This is a genomic window from Methanobrevibacter sp. (assembly GCF_017539065.1).
Taxonomy (GTDB): domain Archaea; phylum Methanobacteriota; class Methanobacteria; order Methanobacteriales; family Methanobacteriaceae; genus Methanocatella.
In genome coordinates, this window is sequence record NZ_JAFYHP010000026.1 from 37,273 (window position 1) to 57,166 (window position 19,894).

Annotated in this window: 19 protein-coding genes; 8 read left to right on the top strand and 11 right to left on the bottom strand. The window is 35.2% G+C overall.

Features of this window, described 5'->3' with window-relative positions; genetic code table 11:
* Window positions 1-41: 41 nt before the first annotated feature.
* Complete coding sequence (locus tag IKS50_RS06865; RefSeq protein WP_292847426.1) at window positions 42-1,106, bottom strand: acyltransferase; 1,065 nt, start codon at window positions 1,104-1,106, stop codon at window positions 42-44.
* Window positions 1,107-1,145: 39 nt separating this feature from the next.
* Here IKS50_RS06865 and IKS50_RS06870 point away from each other — a divergent pair, with 39 nt between their 5' ends.
* Window positions 1,146-1,682 carry a DNA-3-methyladenine glycosylase I gene (locus IKS50_RS06870; protein WP_292847429.1) on the top strand — a complete coding sequence of 179 codons (537 nt, stop codon included), beginning with the start codon at window positions 1,146-1,148 and terminating at the stop codon, window positions 1,680-1,682.
* A gap of 23 nt (window positions 1,683-1,705) precedes the next feature.
* Here IKS50_RS06870 and IKS50_RS06875 read toward each other — a convergent pair whose 3' ends face one another.
* The 3 genes from IKS50_RS06875 to modA are packed head-to-tail and all read right to left on the bottom strand — an operon-like array spanning window position 1,706 to window position 4,352.
* Complete coding sequence (locus tag IKS50_RS06875) at window positions 1,706-2,740, bottom strand: sulfate/molybdate ABC transporter ATP-binding protein (RefSeq protein WP_292847432.1); 1,035 nt, start codon at window positions 2,738-2,740, stop codon at window positions 1,706-1,708.
* Between the two features lie 53 nt (window positions 2,741-2,793).
* Entirely contained in the window at window positions 2,794-3,471 is a 678-nt protein-coding gene (gene modB, locus IKS50_RS06880) for a molybdate ABC transporter permease subunit (protein ID WP_292847436.1), read from the bottom strand.
* Window positions 3,472-3,527: 56 nt separating this feature from the next.
* On the bottom strand, window positions 3,528-4,352 hold the full coding sequence (modA, locus tag IKS50_RS06885) for a molybdate ABC transporter substrate-binding protein (protein WP_292847440.1): 825 nt from the start codon (window positions 4,350-4,352) through the stop codon (window positions 3,528-3,530).
* A 297-nt stretch (window positions 4,353-4,649) separates the two neighbouring features.
* Between modA and IKS50_RS06890 the strand changes: the two genes are divergently transcribed.
* Window positions 4,650-5,057 carry a pyridoxamine 5'-phosphate oxidase family protein gene (locus tag IKS50_RS06890; protein WP_292847443.1) on the top strand — a complete coding sequence of 136 codons (408 nt, stop codon included), beginning with the start codon at window positions 4,650-4,652 and terminating at the stop codon, window positions 5,055-5,057.
* Between the two features lie 94 nt (window positions 5,058-5,151).
* Here IKS50_RS06890 and IKS50_RS06895 read toward each other — a convergent pair whose 3' ends face one another.
* Both IKS50_RS06895 and IKS50_RS06900 read right to left on the bottom strand, forming a co-directional pair.
* Entirely contained in the window at window positions 5,152-6,318 is a 1,167-nt protein-coding gene (locus IKS50_RS06895) for an MFS transporter (protein WP_292847446.1), read from the bottom strand.
* Window positions 6,319-6,389: 71 nt separating this feature from the next.
* Complete coding sequence (locus tag IKS50_RS06900) at window positions 6,390-8,270, bottom strand: YhgE/Pip domain-containing protein (RefSeq protein WP_292847449.1); 1,881 nt, start codon at window positions 8,268-8,270, stop codon at window positions 6,390-6,392.
* A 184-nt stretch (window positions 8,271-8,454) separates the two neighbouring features.
* Between IKS50_RS06900 and IKS50_RS06905 the strand changes: the two genes are divergently transcribed.
* Window positions 8,455-9,936, top strand: a complete 1,482-nt coding sequence (locus IKS50_RS06905; protein ID WP_292847452.1) for a pectate lyase-like adhesive domain-containing protein — start codon at window positions 8,455-8,457, stop codon at window positions 9,934-9,936.
* A gap of 52 nt (window positions 9,937-9,988) precedes the next feature.
* On the opposite strand, the gene IKS50_RS09135 is transcribed toward IKS50_RS06905, so the two are convergent.
* Window positions 9,989-10,099 carry a symporter small accessory protein gene (locus IKS50_RS09135; RefSeq protein ID WP_366664941.1) on the bottom strand — a complete coding sequence of 37 codons (111 nt, stop codon included), beginning with the start codon at window positions 10,097-10,099 and terminating at the stop codon, window positions 9,989-9,991.
* Window positions 10,096-11,709 (bottom strand): sodium:solute symporter, encoded by a 1,614-nt coding sequence (locus IKS50_RS06910; RefSeq protein ID WP_292847454.1) that lies wholly within the window; start codon window positions 11,707-11,709, stop codon window positions 10,096-10,098. The genes IKS50_RS09135 and IKS50_RS06910 overlap by 4 nt, the downstream gene beginning before the upstream one ends.
* Before the next feature lie 231 nt (window positions 11,710-11,940).
* On the opposite strand from IKS50_RS06910, the gene IKS50_RS06915 reads away from it, so the two are divergent.
* Window positions 11,941-13,245: a phenylacetate--CoA ligase family protein gene (locus IKS50_RS06915; protein ID WP_292847456.1), complete on the top strand. Its 1,305-nt coding sequence runs from the start codon at window positions 11,941-11,943 to the stop codon at window positions 13,243-13,245.
* A 5-nt stretch (window positions 13,246-13,250) separates the two neighbouring features.
* Entirely contained in the window at window positions 13,251-13,682 is a 432-nt protein-coding gene (locus tag IKS50_RS06920; RefSeq protein WP_292847458.1) for an amino acid-binding protein, read from the top strand.
* 69 nt (window positions 13,683-13,751) lie between these two features.
* Here IKS50_RS06920 and IKS50_RS06925 read toward each other — a convergent pair whose 3' ends face one another.
* Genes IKS50_RS06925 through iorA form a run of 3 tightly spaced genes read right to left on the bottom strand, consistent with a single transcriptional unit; the run spans window position 13,752 to window position 16,564 of the window.
* Window positions 13,752-14,030, bottom strand: a complete 279-nt coding sequence (locus IKS50_RS06925) for a hypothetical protein (RefSeq protein WP_292847461.1) — start codon at window positions 14,028-14,030, stop codon at window positions 13,752-13,754.
* 52 nt (window positions 14,031-14,082) lie between these two features.
* Entirely contained in the window at window positions 14,083-14,667 is a 585-nt protein-coding gene (locus IKS50_RS06930) for an indolepyruvate oxidoreductase subunit beta (RefSeq protein ID WP_292847464.1), read from the bottom strand.
* Between the two features lie 4 nt (window positions 14,668-14,671).
* Window positions 14,672-16,564 carry an indolepyruvate ferredoxin oxidoreductase subunit alpha gene (iorA, locus tag IKS50_RS06935; RefSeq protein WP_292847467.1) on the bottom strand — a complete coding sequence of 631 codons (1,893 nt, stop codon included), beginning with the start codon at window positions 16,562-16,564 and terminating at the stop codon, window positions 14,672-14,674.
* Window positions 16,565-16,669: 105 nt separating this feature from the next.
* Between iorA and tfrB the strand changes: the two genes are divergently transcribed.
* Genes tfrB through IKS50_RS06950 form a run of 3 tightly spaced genes read left to right on the top strand, consistent with a single transcriptional unit; the run spans window position 16,670 to window position 19,893 of the window.
* A complete protein-coding gene (tfrB, locus tag IKS50_RS06940) occupies window positions 16,670-18,145 on the top strand; it encodes a fumarate reductase (CoM/CoB) subunit TfrB (protein WP_292847470.1) in 1,476 nt (491 codons plus the stop codon).
* Between the two features lie 12 nt (window positions 18,146-18,157).
* Window positions 18,158-19,066, top strand: a complete 909-nt coding sequence (locus IKS50_RS06945) for a TrmJ/YjtD family RNA methyltransferase (protein ID WP_292847584.1) — start codon at window positions 18,158-18,160, stop codon at window positions 19,064-19,066.
* Window positions 19,063-19,893, top strand: a complete 831-nt coding sequence (locus IKS50_RS06950) for a 4Fe-4S binding protein (RefSeq protein ID WP_292847473.1) — start codon at window positions 19,063-19,065, stop codon at window positions 19,891-19,893. Before IKS50_RS06945 ends, IKS50_RS06950 begins: the two co-directional genes overlap by 4 nt.
* Window position 19,894: the final 1 nt, after the last annotated feature.

Consider the following 19,894-nt stretch of genomic DNA (forward strand, 5'->3'; position numbering starts at 1 on the left):
CATTTCCTTTTTCTCTTAAACATCACCAGAAAATTTTCGCATTACTTTACCCCACTGCCAATTTTTAATATTGGTATTTTACTCATAACATAAATTAGAGTCCATGACATTCCGATAATGATTACCGCGGCCAATGGGAAGTAGATAAATATGTTTTTGTAACCCCACCAGCGCATAAATCCAAAACGGTGCAAGTACAACAGGATAATATAATGGGAGAAGTAGATTCCAAAACTGCATGAACTGAACGTTACGATGATTTTACCAAGAGTCTGTTCTTTTATAGGTTTTATATTATCTGAAATCATCTTAACGTCCGCATATTTAAATGCAATGAATACACCCATGGTTTCCATTACCACAAATATGTCGAACAGGTCAATAGGAGCTAATGCGAATCCTCCCAATCCCTTATAATAAATCTTTAAGAAATGGCCAGTGATTCCTACAATGAACATCAAAACTCCAATTAAAAACATCTTATTGTTTGAATACTTGAATTCATGATTATGGATATAGGAACCTAATATAAAGTAACCCAATACGGGGAAGAAGTTAAATACTACCCTGAAGTCATGTTTTATGTGCTGGTCATTGAAAAATCCCACAGCTACAAGCACAGACAATATGATTGTAATTATGATCAGATATCTTGAACCGAAATCCCCATATTCTCTGATGAAACTGCTTAAGACAGGAATCAATAAATAAACCCCGATTAAAGACCATATGAACCAGAACAATTCACATAATGGATGGATTCCGAATGTTATTTCATAGGCATATTGCAATGTGAACTCATAATGCCATATTAAAACGCCTAAAATCATATAAACAATGATCCAAAAGGCAAAAGGCAAAAATACACGCTTGAATCGCTTTTCCAAGAATAATTTAATATCATGCTTTCTTGTCAGCAGCAATGCTCCACTAACAGTGAAAAATAAGGGAACGCCAATTCTTGTTAAAGAAAAAACTGCTGAGCAAATCTGCCAACTCGCAAAATCATGCGAAAAAATACGTATTAAATGACCCAAAACCACTAAAATAATAGCTAAGGATCTTACTTCATCTAAATATAAAATACGATTAGGAGAAATTTTCATTAAATAAATATTTAAATTAAGTTTCTAATAAGTATTTTTATGACTAAAAACCGATGCTCATGGGCAGGACCTGATGAAATTTATATAAGATATCATGATGAGGAATGGGGAATTCCAACCCATGACGATAAGGACCTCTTTGAAATGCTTGTTTTGGAGTCTTTCCAGGCAGGTCTGTCTTGGATAACAATTCTTAAAAAGCGTGAAAACTTTAGAGAAGCCTTTGATGACTTTGATGTGGAAAAGGTAGCAAATTATGATGATGATAAAATGGAAGAGCTTAGATTGAACGAAGGGATTATCCGCCATAAAGGCAAAATTGCCTCAGCAATCAACAATGCAAAAATTTTTATTGAAATTCAAAAGGAATTCGGAAGCTTTGACTCATACATCTGGGGCTTTACCGAGGGTGAAGTTATAAAAGCGGAATATTTAACTGAATCTGACTTATCTAAACACATTTCAAAAGATCTGAAAAAGCGCGGAATGAAATTTGTTGGCCCAACAATAATCTATTCATATCTTGAATCGATTGGAATTATTGATAACCACCAGAAGGATTGTTTTAAATATTAATTTCAAAACTAGTATAGAAGAAGCTACTCTTCCAATAGGATTATATCTTTAGGGTCTACCTTTAAGTATTTAGGAAGCACAAATTCATGCTCATGAATCTGCTTATCATATTTCCACCATAAACCATTTCCTAAGGTCACTTCCCATTCAAAAGGCATTTCCAATATTGATGAATCTTTAGTATCCAACACATTTACGGCATCTTTTTCACAAGGAGCAAAATCATGCGCCCTTATTCCAATATGAGTAATGTTAGGTGAAATTTTTTTAGAAACTTCGAATGTTATGCCCCAATCAATGGATTTAAGATGATAATCATCTATTATTTCGACTTTAGAAATATTTTTACAGCCTGTAAGTCTTGCAACCTGAACTTTTCTAGGATTCTCAAATACATCATAAGTATCTCCTTTTGCTATGATTTTGCCTTCATCCAATACTATAAGTTCATCACAAAACTGGAATGCCTCATCACGGTCATGAGTAACCATAATAGAAAATCCTTCGAAATCTTTCAGTAAATTAACAAGTTCAAGACGCAGCTGTTCTTTTAAAAAAGTGTCCATGGCACTAAACGGTTCATCCAACAATATGACATCCGGACGATAAGCCAATATGCGAGCTAAAGCTACCCTTTGTTGTTGGCCTCCGGACAATTGTCTTGGATATCTTTTTTCCAATCCCTCTAAATGAAAACGCTTAATCATTTGGGATACCCTTTTTCCATCGTCATCCTTAGGCAAACCAATGGCAACATTTTCTTCAACAGTCATATTGGGAAACAAAGCATAATTCTGAAATAAATAGCCCACATTTCTTTTTTGAGGTTTCAAATTAATTTTCTTATTAGAATCAAAATAAACAGTTTCCTCATCAGTTGTTAAACTTACAATGCCCTTATCCGGATCTACAATGCCTGCAATGGATTTCAATGTCATACTTTTACCGCATCCAGAAGGACCTAGAATACCCAAACGCCTTTTTTCCATTTCGAATTCAACATCCAAGTCAAATTCCTTTAGTTCCTTTTGGATATCTACTTTTAATTTATTACTCATAATCCTCCCCCATGACATATACAAAATATATTTAGATCATCCCAAATAATAAATTATTTCCATTGCTTTTCCTTACGTAAAGACACATAATCCATTATAAAAATAGCTATAAACGATATGACAACAATGACTACTACATAATTAAAAGCTTCTCCCATATTACCTGCAGCCACTTCAGAATAAACTGCCATAGGGAGTGTTCTTGTTTGTCCGGCAATATTACCAGCAAGCATAGCTGTAGCACCGAATTCTCCTAAACCCCGAGCATAAGCAAGAATTCCTCCGCTGATAATTCCCGGCAATGCATTTGCAAATAAAACTTTCCAGAAAATTTTCCACTCGGACATACCTAATGTACGGCCGGCGTCTAACAAGTTGGAATCCACTTGTTCATATGCGCCCCTAGCGGAACGATACATTAAAGGAAAAGACATGACTACTGCAGCAATAACAGTAGCCGGCCATGAAAAAGCAATTTTCACGGCAAAAAAGTCTATAAAGAACTTTCCTATTGGTCCCCTAACACCAAAAATGTACAAAAGAAAGAAACCTACTACAGTAGGTGGCAATACAATCGGTAGTGTAAAAATACCGTCCAGTACAATTTTTGCAGTGTCGTTTTTCATCTTAACAATACCCCAAGCTACAACCAAACCTACAAAAAAGGTTATGAATATTGATAAACTTGCGGTTTTCATTGAAATGAAAATTGGAGACCAGTCAACTGCCATGTCTTTATCACCTTTAATATAATATATTATTCACAAAGAATAACACTATTTGAAATCTATTCGTGAATAGTGAAACCGTATTCAACGAAAACATCTTTAGCTTCTTGAGTTTGTAAGAAGTCCATGAATGCTTGTGTAGCGTCTGAATCTGTTGAATTTTTAAGTGCAGCTACAGGATAGATAACTGGAGTTTTTAAAGCATCATCAGGAGCTTCACAAATTACTTTAACATCATCAGTGGATTTAGCATCAGTAGCATATACAATACCACAATCAGCAGATCCTTGTGCAACTTGGTTTAATACAGCGGTTACATCAGTACCTAAGGATAATTTAGGTTCAACAGTATCCCAAAGGCCAGTGTTGTTTAATACTTCTTGAGCATATTGACCTGCAGGTACGGATTCTGGATCACCAATAGCAATGTTACCTTCTACATCTTTTAAGTCATCGAATGAAGTTATATTAGCATCTGAGTCTGCAGGTACAATTAATACAACTTTATTTTCTAAAAATTGAAGATTGGTATCATTATCAACTAATCCTTCATCAGCTAAAGCGTTCATCTGTTTATTAGCTGCAGACATGAACACATCTGCTTCTAAACCGTTTTCAATTTGAGTTTGTAAATCCCCACTTGAAGCGTAAGTTGGAGTAACGGTTACACCAGGGTATTTTTCTTCAAACATAGGAATTAATTTTTCGTCAAAGGCATTTTTCAAACTTGCAGCAGCAGCTAAATTAACTTCTTGTCCATCTAAGCTAGTGTCAGTAGTATCACCAGTGATGAAATCAAACAAACCAGCAGAACATGAACCTATTGTAACTGCAGCAATCAGTACTATAGCAGAAATAACTAACAATTTCCTCATAGATTTCATTGATTTTTCCTCCATTTTTTCAATAACTTGTTAAAACCGATGTGAAAATAAATTCACACATGTTAAGATTTATAGAGTTGTATATATAAAAGTTTTGTTATGAAATCACTGTTTAAAAAATTATATCGAAAATAAAAAATCAATGCAAAACTTTGTAAAACGAAAAATATTATGTTTAAAAAGAAATGATGAATGGAAACAATTGTCATATCCATGATGAAAAAAGCGAAAATAAAACAGATTAATATGGAACATTTAAATAAGGATTAAATAATATAAACTATTAGAGGTATCAAAATGTCAGACATAGAAAAAATAAATGATATAATAACCAAAGCAGAAGTATTTTACCTTGCAACCGTAGACGGAGACAAACCAAAAGTAAGGCCGCTAGGTTTCCACTTGTTATTTGAAGATAAAATCTACTTTGGGGTTGGAACCCATAAAGATGTCTACAAACAATTGGAAGCAAATCAAAGCGCAGAAATTGCAGCATGGGATGGAGAACACTTTTTAAGATACTATGGAACCGCTGACTTAACTGGAAATGAAGCAGTAGTTGAAAAAGCATTTGAACTCATGCCTGAAATAGCTGAAGCATATAAAGCCAATAACTGGGAAATGGGAGTCTTTTTCCTCAACGATGCAACAGCTGAAATCAGAAATATGTTTGCAATTGAAGAATCTTATGAATTCAAGTATTAATGTCCAACATTAATACTCAAACTTTTTTTAAAACCTTGCCTAATTCAGCCATTTGAAATAATGCTAAGAGCCCTTGAAAGAACATTAGGGGATTTCATTTTAATGAATACAAACAAATCGGCAAAGCCAATAAGGTAATTATTGATGATATGAAATACAATGGAGCATATCCTGTACTTGCTGATACAAAACAACCCAATAATGCGGGTCCAAAGCCAATAGTTGCATCACAGAATATAAAAAATGTAGAAAGAGCATAGGATCTGCGATGTTCCGGAGTATTTCTTGTTATGATTGCAGTGCATGCCGAATTCAGGGTTCCAAAACCTAAAGCTGCACAAATTGCACAAATGATAACTGTAATATTTGATGGTATTAATGCAATCAACATCAAACCAATGGATTGGGCGATGATTCCAACAACACATACAATCTTGTCTCCACCGTTATCCTGAATTTTACCTGCCAGAGGCCTTGTAAGGACTAAACAGATTGAATATATTATGAAAAACCATGAAAAGACAGCAGTTAGATTGACTTCAGCAGCATATAATCTGTAAAATGATAAAATTGATACATATCCTAGGCTTGTAAGTGCTGTAAAAAATGAAACCGGAACAGCACCGAACTCAATGACCTTTTCAATGCCGGAATATTGCTTTTCTTCAGATAATTTATCTTTAGTATCATATTTATCAATGTCTATCAGACTCATGAATATCAATGCCAATGCTGAAAATACTCCCGCCGCTATAAAACAGCCATGAGAACCGACAGTATCATATAAAAAACCACCTATGAATGGGCCTAGACCTACCGCTATTGTGGTTCCAAGCATGAAGTATCCGAATGCCTCTGAAAATCGTTTTTTAGGCAATATTGCAGAAGCCACCGTTACGATTGCATTGGCTGATGCGCCGAAACCGATACCGTGAACAAATCTGACAATGATTAACAAGGTAACATTATCCACTATAAAATACAGCAAACAAGCAAGAAAATGAATGCTCATGAAAACAAGCGCTATTTTTCTCCAGCCGATTCTCTGTAAAGCGTCACCGGAGTATATCCTTGAGCACAATCCTCCAAAAACATATATCCCTGATACCAATCCTGCAATTGTTGCGGTTGACCCCATTGCAGTTGCATATTCAGTTACCGTTGACATCAATGCATACATTACAAGGGCCGTGAAAAGCAACGCACCAAATATCAGGAAAAATGATTTTGTGAAAATTTTTTCAGATTCGTCAACTGTCATCGTTAAGAATTATGTTTTTAATAATTTATAAAAGTTTAAAAAATAGAAAGATAGAAGTTGAAAAACAACTTCTAGAATAATCCGCTTTCGTCCAAACGTTTTTCAAAGTAATGGGCAGCCTTATCCGCTTTTTCTTTAATGATTAATGAAACAACTTCAGTAGCAAGTCCAATGCCTATTAGCATGACTAATGCAGGCCAGTAATTTGACCAGATTAAACCTAATTGTGCTTCACGCATTAAATCAATACCGTATGTCATCGGCAGGAACGGATATAATGTTTTGAATAGTGTACCCATAATCTCTATCGGATAGATTCCTCCAGTTCCGGATATCTGGAACAGCAGAAGAATTATGGCAATTCCTTTTCCAACATTTCCCAAAGCCGAACTCAAAGAATATATCAATGCCATAAATACTACCGATACAAGTATCGCCGACAGCGTGAATAATGGAAGATTAGTTATATAAATTCCTAAAATGATTGAACCTGTAACAGTAACCAATGCCTGTAATACTGCCATGGCTAAGAACAAGGCTAACTTACCAAAGTACATTTCAAGAGGAGAATATTTGGTTCCTTCACTAATTCCCGGTCTCAACATTGTATTTGTAATCAAAGCTCCAACCCACATGGACAATACTAAGTAGAACGGGGCAACTTGAGATCCATAATCAGGAACAGGGAACAGTTCATGTCTGTCCAATTTGATTGGGGAATAGAAATATTCTCCGAGAATTGTTTCATTGATTCCAGTGATTCCTGCAAGAGACTCCGCAGATGAAGCTAACGCACCTGATGCAGTGAATAATGCTTGAGTTGCACCATTTGAAAGCAATTGGGAACCTGCTGCAAGGGCTAATGAACCTTCAGCCAGTTCAACTGAACCATCAGCTAAATCGGATGCGCCTCCGGCTACCTTACTAGCGCCTCCTGCAACTTGACCAGAACCGTTAGCAAGTTTTGATGAACCTTCTGCAAGTGATGCGGAACCACCTGCTAACTTACTAGCTCCTTCAGCCACTTGGCCACTTCCATTTGCAAGCTTGACATTACCCTCAACATATTCTTTCACAGGCCCTTCAGGGATTACGGACGGGTCAATTGCTGATTGTATCTCTTCAGATCCTTTTTCAACTTGACTTGCTCCCTCTTGAACCGCAGAAGAACCTTTTTTAACATCATTTGCTCCCTTATTAACTGCAGGTACTCCTTTTTGAACCTTATCTGCACCCTTTTCGACTTGACTTGCACCATCTTTGACTTGACTTGCACCGTCTTTGACCTGGTCTGCACCATCTTGAACTTGGCTTGCACCGGATGCGACCTTCGCCGAACCTGCAGCAAGTTGATTTCCACCACTGGCCAACTTGCTTGCACCGGAAGCAAGACCTTCCTGCAATTCCCCAAGTTTTCCGTAAGCTGCAAGATTGATAATTTCAACAATTTTTGCATTTAATGACAAGTAAACCGCATTTGAAGCAGAATCTGTTAATTTAGCCGCTACAGGATTCGCCTTCATGTTAACAATGTATTCAAGTTTTGCTTGCTGAGGATCATCTGTAGTGATTGATAGAACATTTTCCGTCAGGTTTTTGGGAATTACAATTCCCGCATAATAATCTCCTTTATAAACACCCTCGCGCAGTTCATCTTCAGTTACAAAAGTCCAATCGAACTTGTCATTGTTCTTTAAGTCTTTAACAAGCTCATTTCCAATATTCAATTGTTTTCCTTCAAAACTTGACCCATTATCCAAATTAGCTATTGCAAATTGAACATCACCCGTATTCCCATAAGGGTCCCAACATGCCTGAATATTAATAAGAGCATAAAGGGAAGGCAGAATAATCAAAGCAATTAGAACAAATGTTACAATAGGGTTTGAAAATGCAGCTTTGAAATCATTTTTGATAATTTCAATAATGTTTCCCAAGTCTCTCCCACTCATCTTATACCTCACCGTATTACTATAAAAAGGGATTTACATGAAATAGTTCAATCTCCCCTAAACTAAATATATATTTCATTCTTTTAATATTAAATAATTTTGGAATATCGATTATACTTTGTCAAAAAAACCTTGAAAAGTATTTAATGTATAATCATCAAACATTAGAGCAAGGGGAATAAAAATGAAATACGGGAAGATTTTTTTAACGTTATGTTTAATTTTCTTCATGCTGAGTATCTTCAGTGTTTCGGCCAGTGATTTGAATGATACAATTACTGCAACTGAAGATGGTGATATGCTTGAAATTACTGAAGAAAACGGGATAATTGAATCTGCACAGGAAGACATTCTCTCAGCAAGCGACAATGGAACTTTCACAGCATTGCAACAAAAGATTGATGAGGCAAATGCAAGTTCTACAATCACATTGGACAGAGATTACACCTTTGATGAAGGATTCAGTACCAGAGGAATCATAATTGATAAAGATTTAACAATCAACGGAAATGGACATACCATAAACGGATTGTCAAAATCCAGAATTTTCTTGATAAAATTAGGTAAACTCGCCCCTAATAAAGTCGTGTTGAATAACATTAAATTAATAAACGGGGACACAAACCTTTATGGGGGAGCATTATTCAATTATGCGGATTTAACTGTCAACAATTGCCAATTTGATGGCAACCATGCGAAATACGCTGGCGGAGCAATTTGTTCTATTGGATATCTGGAATGTAAAAATTCCAAATTTAACAAGAATATAGCTGATGGTGATGGAGGCGCTATCTTTACATTATCATGGAGAGGAACCCTTGAAAACATGATATGGATTTTAATCAATTCATCACAAGAGGGCAACCTGGACTTTTTAACCGACTATGCAAATGACGATACCCTTGTATATGCACAGGAAACCATAAGCAATTGCGTATTCACAAACAATGAGGCAAAAGGCCGTGGCGGTGGAGCAATTTATGGATTCGGACATATCAATATTAAAAAATCCACATTTACTTCAAATAAAGCCGGTGAAAAAGGCGGAGCCGTATTCGGTAATAAAAATCTGTTCATCTCAGATTCAAAATTCACCAGCAATCAAGCCCCTGTATACGGTGGAGCGGTTTACTTCAGATGCCATGACCAAGGAGGACATTATGAAAATAAAACATGGGTTTCAAAAATCAACTATTACTCAAATTCCATAACAAACTCCATTTTTACAAAAAACACCGCCGGCAAAGGTGGGGCAATATATGCATTCAGATACAGTGATTCCGATACAGTCCATTGTGCCAAAGCGGTAAAATGTACCTTTGAAGCTAATAAAGCATCAAAAGGAAGGGACATTTACGGTGGAACCACTTCAAAATGCATATTCAACTATCCGAAATTAACATTGAAAAAGGTAAAAATCAAAAAATCCGCCAAAAAGCTTGTTTTAACCGCAAAGCTTAAAAAAGGTTTAAACCCTATCAAACATAAAAAAGTTACTTTTAAATTTAAAGGCAAAACCTATAAAGCAAAAACCAACAAAAAGGGAATAGCTAAAGTAAAAATTAATAAGAAAGTACTTAAAAAGCTCAAAGTTGGTAAGAAAGTTAAATACCAAGCTAAATACGGCAAATTAGTTGTGAAAAGAACAGCAAAAGTTAAAAAGTAAATGCATCTGCATTTGCTTTTCTATTTTTTTAAAATAAAAAAAAGTAGGAGAATCAATCTCCCTTATTCCAGTTTATAACACCATAAACAACACATAAAAGTGTGGATAAGATAATTCCCAAATATACTCCCCAAATCATTGGATCTTCTATTCCTAAAATCATCTTGCATCACTTCCTTTTCTGTCTATGTTTTCAAATGCTTTGTCAACAACCTCTTTAGCAGGAGGTTTTGTAAGCAAACTTACTACAATAGTAAATATTGCAGATATCGGTACAGCTATCAACATTACGTCAATAAACGGCCATGGTGCTGCAGACAATAATGTATCTACACCGAATATGAAACTACATAAGCCAAGACCAACAGCGGTTTTTTTGAATACGAATACCATCCAGAATAGACTTACAAGTGTTCCGGACAATATTCCTGCAATTGCTCCAAGTCTTGTGATTCCTTTCCAGTAAAGCGCACCGAAAAATACAGGTAAGAAAGCTGCTGCGCAGATTTCGAAGAACAGACTTGTACCTAATGCAACTACACTTCCTGGAAGTGAAAATGCCATGACCAATGCTAAAATGATAGCTATCAAAATACCTACTCTTGAAATACTTACTTGGTCAAGTTTTTGTTTGGATTTGTCTCTTATTGTTCCATAGATATCCACACCGAATGCGGTTCCTTGAGTGTGCAATTGTGATGATATTGTTGACATTGCAGCAGCAATCAAGGATAACAGGAAAATGTAGACAAACCATTCAGGCAATGCCATAGTAATGAATGTAGGAATAATCTTATCGATGTTTCCTCCAACTACATCTACAGCGATTTTACCTAATTTATCATAGAAATATACATTTGAAAGAGATCCTACAATATAAGCGGTTGTCGGCATGATTGCAATGAAAATTCCACCAATTAAAACTGACCTATTCAATTCTTTATCTGTCTTAACTGTCATGAATCTTACAATCAATGAAGGCTGTGCGAGTACACCGATACCAACACCGATTAAGGTAGATGATACAAGTGACCACCAGAACGGTGTTCCAAACGTTGGGAAGGCCGTCCATCCCGTACCTCCGGTAGCAGTAGCTTCAGCAGGATACAAATTAACCATATTTGTTAATGCGGTGTTTGCAGTATCCACTCCTCCAAGCAACCAATATACAAATGCGAGAAGGAATATCATTGCAACAACCATGATGGTTCCTTGCAATGCGTCTGTATACATTACACCACGGATTCCACCGAACAATACATAAAATGTGATAATAATTGACAAAATTAAAAGTGCAATACTGAAATCAATTAATAATGAAGATTCCAAAAATCTTGCAGCTCCAATCAATACAACAGCTGCATATAAAGGCATTGCACAGAATATGATTAACCCTGAAACGTAATGGATGAATTTAGAATCAAAACGTTTTCCTAAAAACTCAGGGAAGGTTAATGATCCTAAAGCATGCCCCATACGACGGGTTCTCTTTCCTAAAAATACAAATGCAATAAATACTCCAATAATAATATTTAAGAATGCCAGCCATAAGACACTCATACCATATTCACCGGCTACTCCCCCAAAACCAACGATAGCTGCTGTCGAAATAAATGTTGCACCATAACTCATTGCCATAATGAATGGGTGGGTATCTTTACCAGCAATCATGAAGTCTTCAGAGGAATTAGTTTTTTTGTAGGCGTAATATCCTACAAACACTAAGGCAAATATGTACACTATAAATATTATTGCTAAAATCATAACGTCCATAAATAATTACCTCTAAAAAAATATTAAATGAATTCAATTAATACAATTAACTATATAACTAAATAGTTATATAAATATTACCATTGTATACATTAATGTACCTATTTGTACATTACAATATAAAATTTTAATAATGAAAAATACATCCAAAATTAAACAATAAAACAAAGTTTTTTATTCAACAAATATGATAATTTAAAATATTGAAAAAAATGGTGTAAAAGGGATACTATGTATTGGAATGAAGAAGCCGAGTGTATGGGCAAAGAAGAAAAAGAAAAGATACAACTGGAAAGACTGCAAAAGACTGTAAAGCTCGCATATGAAAATGTGGAGTTTTATAAAAAACGATTCGACGAAATTGGCCTAAAACCAGAAGACATTAAAACCTTAAAAGATATCGAAAAAATTCCATTTACAACAAAAAGTGACCTTAGGGAAGCATATCCTTTAGGACTTCTTGCAGTTCCTCGTGAAGAGATTGTAGAAGTGCATGCATCTTCAGGAACAACAGGAAAACCAACTGTAACTGCATATACCCAAAACGATTTGGACATTTGGGGAGAATGTATTGCTCGTGGACTTAAAATGGCCGGTGCTGAAAAAGACTACATTATCCAAAACGCATACGGATACGGTCTGTTCACAGGAGGATTCGGTATCCACCATGGAGGAAATAAGATGGGTGCAATCACCATTCCAATTTCCGCGGGAAATACCCAAAGACAGTTAGACACAATGGTTGATTTCCAAAGTGAAATCTTGACATGTACTCCCTCTTATGCAATGTATCTCGGTGAATCCAGAGAAAAGGCAGGAATATCCCTTGATGACATAAACTTAAAAATAGGAATTCACGGAGCTGAAATGTGGACCAACGAGATGAGAAAAAGAATTGAAGCATCTCTTGGAATAAAAACATACAACATTTATGGTTTGACAGAGGTAATGGGTCCGGGTGTTGCTCAAGAATGCGGCGAACAGAACGGAATGCACATTCAAGATGACCAATTCTATCCTGAAATCATCAATCCGGAAACTGGCGAAACCCTTGATTATGGTGAAAAAGGAGAATTAGTATTAACTTCTTTAACCAAGACCGGAATGCCAATTATAAGATTCAGAACTAAAGATTTAACTTCCATTATTGGCGAAAAATGTGAATGCGGAAGAACTACCGTAAGAATGACTAGAATTACTGGTAGAAGCGATGACATGTTAAAAATCAAAGGAGTTATGGTTTTCCCATCACAAATTGAGAAAGCATTGCTTAAAGTCAGCGACGTCAGCCCTAACTACATGATCCATGTGACAAGGCCTGATATTTTAGATGAAGTGGAAGTTAAAGTAGAAGCTACTAAAGACTTGTTCTTCGATGAAATGAAAGAGATGGAAAGATTAGAAAAACAAATACAAGCATCTATCCGATCAGAAACCGGACTTAGAGTAGATGTAAGTATCGTTGAACCGGAATCACTTCCAAGAAGTGAAGGTAAAGCTGTTCGTGTAATTGATGAAAGGAATTTGGAGGGGTGAGAAAAATGGTAGTTAAACAAATTTCAATTTTTGTGGAAAACAAAGAAGGGAGAATTAAAAAAGCTATTGACACATTAGCAAAAGAAAATATTAACATTCGTGCATTATCAATTGCAGACACAACAAAATACGGAATTTTAAGATTGATTGTTTCTGACAATGAAAACGCAATTGAAGCTCTTGAAAAAGATGGTTTTATTGTTAAAGAGAATGAGGTGCTTCTTTTAACTGTTCCTGATAGGCCTAATGGATTAAATTCAACATTAGCAGTGTTTGATGAAAAAGGCATTAACTTAGAATATTTATATGCTTTTGTAAGTAGCAAAACAGATGAAGCTATTGTTGTAATGAGATTGGAAAATATGGAAAAAGCTATCGAAGCACTTGAAGCTAAAAACATTAAAATTTTAGAAACAGAAGACATTAAAGATTTATAGAAAAGATTAACTTCTTTTCTACAACTTATTTTTTTTAATCAGACCTTAAAAATAGTAAAAAGAAAATAGCTAGAATTCTTTTAATAAATTAGCTATATCTTCTTTTGAATAACCTAAACGTACAAAAAGACTTTTCAATGGTTCATTTTCAGGAATTTTACCTAATTCCCTCCAACTTTTAAAGTCGTTTGTTAAAATACCATTAATTAAAAGTTGAATTGTGATTAAATCATCACTTTTAATTGCAATAAATGCATCCTCATCTTTGAAAACATTTTCTGGGTCAATTAAGGTTATTTTACCATTTCTATCTTTTTTTACAATAGCATTGTCAATTTTGTAAACCATAATACCACAACTTCTATATAGTTAATAGTTTAGTTTAAATACTATATAAAATTTAACCCTTGATGGATTTATACCCACTTTCAATTGCTTTTAAATTCATTTCATGGAATTTAGGTTTTAAATTATTTTTCATTGCATCAATAACAGATTCTTTTGTAAGTGGAAATTTATCATCAGCAGTGACTGCCCCTAAAAGAACCATATTTAAAGATAAAACGCTTCCAGCATCAATGGCTAAATGTGTTCCATCAATTGGGAGAACATGCTTAAAATTTTCTTTTAAAGTTTTTGTTATTCCATCAACACTTGGATAAGGTTTGTTAGTTGAAGACGGAATGATTGGATGGGTATTATAAACGATTTTAGTTTCGGAGTTTACTTTATCAAGCCCTCTTATTGTTTCGACAGGTTCAAAGGAAAGCAACATGTCCGCACCATGATTTGGGATGATTGAAGAATTGAAACCTCCAATTTTTAATTCTGTAGAAACAGAACCTCCTCTTTGAGACATTCCGTGAATTTCACTCATCACTACATCCAAACCTTGATTCATTGCAGCTTCACCGATAATTGTGGAGGTTTTGATAATGCCTTGGCCTCCTACACCACAAATATAAATACAATAATGATTATCCATACTATCACCTACCTGCCTCTAGAGCACCATATTTACAGACCTGTATACAAACGTTACATCCGTCACATTGTGCCTTGTCGATTGTGATTTTTCCATTGACCTTTGAAATTGCAGGACAAGCCAATTCATTTACACATTTATCGCAATAATTACAGTTGCCTTCAACAAAATCAACTGGAGGTTTTTTAGCCAAACCTTTGATTAAAGTACATGGAGCTTTTGATATAATTACTGCGGTGTCGTCTCTTTGGAAAGCTTCCTTATAAGTTTTTACAACTTGATCCAAGTTAAACGGATTGATTACGCGCACATAATCGCATCCGCAGGCAAGTGCCAGTTTACGGATTGACACTTCAGGAGCTTCGTCGCCCATTCCATCAATAGGAATTCCGGGGTTAGGTTGGCCCCCAGTCATTGCGGTGATTCTATTGTCCAAAACTGTCAAAACAAAATTATGTTTATTGTGGACTGCATTGATTAATGGTGAAACACCACTGTGGAAAAATGTAGAATCTCCAATGAAGCTTGCTACCTTCTGGTCTGTTGAAACTGAAAATCCGCAGCCGTCCCCTACACTTGAACCCATTGATAACAGGTAATCAGCGGCATTGTATGGCGGATTGATTCCTAATGTATAACATCCTATATCGGATGCAAAAATTACATCTTCAGGTTTCAAGCCCAATTCGCCAATTGCAAGATTAATTCCATAATACATCGCCCTGTGAGGACATCCTGCACATAATACCGGAGCACGGGAAGGCAAATCCTCTTCCAGTTTGTTCAAGCTTGATGAATAACTGATTTCATCGTCGTTCTTAAAGTTGAATGTTTTATCCAAACCCTCTGCAACAACATCTGAGTTGAATTCATGGTACAATGGGAATGTGCCATCTAATTTACCATGTACAGTTACATTTAACTTTTCAGCACCAATAGCCGCCAAAGTATCTCTTTCAATAATAGGGTCAACCTCTTCAACAATGAATACCTCATCAACATCCTTTAAGAATTCACAAACTTTTTTGCTTGGGAATGGATATGAAAATCCAAGTTTTAAAATGTTAATGTCTAAATTGTTGAATTTGCAAACATCATAAGCATAATTATAAGCGCTGCTTGAAGCAATTAAAGCATATTTTTTATTATCAGATAAATTCATTTCTTTATTGAATTCACTTTTATTAGTTACTTCTTCAAGTTTATGTACTTTATCCCATAATCTAATATGCATATCCCCTGCAAATGCTGGAACTGGAACATATTTTGACGGGTCTTTATTAAAGTGACCTCTCTTCCAGTGGTTATCATTATTTGATGAGTTATCTTTAACATCACCAAATTCAACTACTCCCCTCATATGAGACACACGAGTTGTGGTTCTGACAATGACAGGTAAACCAAATTGTTCAGATAAATCAAATGCATATTTAACCATGTCTTTTACTTCCTGACAATTTGATGGTTCCAAAATAGGCACATTTGCTAATCTTGCATAGTTACGTGTATCCTGTTCATTTTGAGATGAAAAGAGAGATGGATCATCTGCAGATAAAATTACCATTCCACCTGTTACCCCGGAGTATGCAGTAGTCATAAATGAATCCGCGGCAACATTCATACCCACATGCTTCATAAATGTAAATGACCTTAAACCTGAAGCAGCCGCAGTAGCTGCAACTTCCATAGCAACTTTTTCATTAGTGGAAAATTCAAAGTAAATATTAGCATCTTTAGCCAATACTGATAATACATTACCAATTTCTGATGAAGGAGTTCCTGGATATGTAGCTGCAATAGAAACACCTGCTTCTATTACTCCTCTTACAGCAGCTTCATTACCTAGTAAAAATTGTTTTTCACCAGACACTCCTGTGACTAATTCTTTTAAATTCATTATTTTTTCCTCAAAATTATGATTTTTACTATATTATTTATAATACTTCAAACTATAAATATTATAGTATAATATTTTATTAGCTTATAACATCGGAGGGAAAAGATGATTAAAGTTTATGTTTCTAGATTTAATAGAGAAACTGATACAGAACCACATTTGGAGTGTTATGAAATAGAAAAAACACCTCACATGAAAGTTCTTGATGCTTTACAAGCTATTAATGAAAAATATGATGCTGATATTAGCTTTAGAAGCTCCTGTAGAGCAGGCCAATGCGGGTCTTGCGGTATCTTATTTAAAGGAAATGGAGCCCTGGCTTGTCAAAAAGAAATTAAAGATGGAGCAATTATTGAACCTCTTAAATTTCCAGTTATCAAAGATTTGGTTGTTGACAAATCAAGTATTGAAGCTAAAGTTAAAGATTTGGAATTGTCTCTTCAATGCGACCACAAATGCAATGAACTTGACACCAGCATAACTAAAGAAGACTCTCAAGAAACTAAAAAGGTAAGAAGTTGTATAGAATGTTACTCCTGCTATTCAACTTGCCCTGTTGTCAATATTGCAACTGAAGAGTTTGGCGGCCCTTATCTAATGAGATACATTAGAAAATTTGAAAGTGACCCGAGAGATAACTTTGATAGACTTAAAGAAGCACTGGATGATGGATTATACAACTGTACCAGTTGCGGCAAATGTTTAGCCGTTTGTCCTAAAAATATTAATACATTTGGAGATGCAATTGAAAAAATGAGAGCAATTGCAGTCGCAAATGGCTCCGGACCTCTTCCAGAACATGTCGTGTTTAAAGAAAACATCTTAAAAAATGGAAGGTCCGTTACAACAGACAAAGCTTCATTTATCGAAGAAGCGGAGAACGATACCGGTTCAAAAATAGCTTTCTTTACAGGGTGTATGATTGATTATAAATTCCCTGAAATAGGTCACAAATTAGTCAAAATTCTTAAAGAAAATGGTATTGATATTGATGTGCCTGAAGGCCAAGTTTGCTGCGGGTCTCCACTTTTAAGAACCGGTCAGACTGACATAGTGCAAGACCTTGTCGACAAAAACAAAGAGGTCTTTAAAGATTATGATACAGTAATAACAATCTGTTCAGGTTGTGGAGCCACTTTAAAGAATAATCACCCACAATACGGTTCAAAGTTAAATGTTATGGACATTAGTGAGTTTCTTGTAGATAAACTTGATGCCTCTAAATTAAAAGAAGTGGATATGAAAGTAACTTATCATGACCCATGCCACTTAGGAAGAGGCCAAGGAATTAAAGACCAGCCAAGGGAAATCATTGAAATGATTCCTGGCGTTGAACTTGAAGAAATGAAATATCCTTGCCAATGCTGCGGTGCAGGTGGCGGAATTAAATCAGGCCGACCTGAAATCGCACTAGATTTATCCAAATCAAAAGCTGAAATGATTAAGGATACTGGTGCTGAAGCAGTAGTGACAATTTGTCCATTCTGTGAGTTGAACTTACAAGATGGTTTAAATTCAATTGGATGTGAAGATGTCAAATCAATGCACATTCTTGAATTATTAGACAAAGCTTATGATTAAATTAAATTGGAGTTGATTGAAATAGGGGATGCAGCTGTAAGTGAAGAAAAAGTAGTTGAAACAACTGCTATGGCTTCAACTGAAAATAAAGAAGAAAGCAAATCCGAGAAAAAGTCAACTTCCACTAAAAAAGCTATATCAACAAAGCAAGCAAGAGGCACAGGTAAAGTAAAACTTCTTCGTGAAAAGGAAGATGAAGAAATAAGCCTCTTTAAAGAAAATATTTATATTGTATTTGTAGAGTGTGAAACTCCTGGAAATGTGGGTTTCCTTGCAAGAACAATGGCAAACTTTGGATTAAAAAACCTCGTGTTAATTAATCCAACAACATTAACAAATGAAGCTTATTATCAAGCTACACATGGAAAATATATTGTAGAAAATGCTAAAATCTACCCGACATTAGCTGATTTCTACCAATCCCAAAGGATTGATTTCAAAGTTGCTTCGACCGGAATGGCTGGCGGCAGTTATAATCTATCAAGAATTCCGATTAAACCTGAAGAACTGGGCAAATCAATCAATGTAGAAAATAAAACGGCGATTCTGTTTGGAAGGGAAGGCGATGGATTATCCAATAAGGAAATTGGAGATTGTGATATTTGCGTATCAATACCAACTGACCCGACTTATCCAATAATGAATATTTCCCATGCGGCTGCAATAATATTTTATGAATTATTTAAAAACAAGCATGAATTTGGAGTTGAAGGCCTTTCAGAAAGTAGTCCTCTAGAAAAAGAATATTTGCAAAAAGATATGGATTATTTAATTGATTGTCTTGACATTCCAGAACATAAAAAGAGAAATGGTAAAAAAACATTTAATAATATCATTTCACGGGCATTCATTACAGGCCGTGAAGCACATACTTTAAAAGGCATTTTAAGAAGATTAAAAAATAAAATTGGTGAACAATGAAAAAAATTAGTTTCGCAGACATCAGCATCTCCGTCCTTAAATATATCTTTAATTGGAGGTTCTGGATAGCGGAAATTACAAAAAAATCAAAGATTTACAAAAAAATCGTCGACAAATTACTCTTTGAAGATGATGAAATCATTGTTATTCCAAATACAATAAGCGTTAATAAAAAAATCGAATCGGAAGGATCCGAATTCCTGCCGACCGAAATCATTAAAGAGGTTATCAAACGCAGTAATGATATTGTTATTATGGATTCATGCCTTTGCAGAACATCTAACCAATGCAAAGATTATCCTCATGATATAGGATGTATCTTTTTAGGGCCTACAACAAGAAAAATCCCAAAAAATATAGGTCATAAGGCAACTGTTGAGGAAGCTTTAAACCAAGTTGATATGGCGGATGCCGCTGGTTTAAGCCATATTATTGGAAGAAATAAAATTGATACCGTTTGGATGAATGTTAGGCCTGGAAAAGGACTTTTAACCATTTGTCATTGTTGCCCATGCTGTTGCTTGTGGAAAGTTTATCCGAATTTAGATAAGGATATAAGTAATAAATTAGAAAAACTTGATGGCGTTAGTGTAAAACTTCATGAGGACAACTGCAGACTATGTGAAAAATGTTTAGACGATGTTTGTATGTTCCAAGCCATCAGTTTAAAAGATAATAAAATTACAATTGATAACGATACTTGTAAAGGCTGTGGCCTTTGCGTGAATACATGTAAATTCGATGCTATTACAATTGACTACAGTAATGAAACTATTGATAATGTGGTCAACAGACTCGATGATTTAATTGAAATTAAAGAGTTATAAA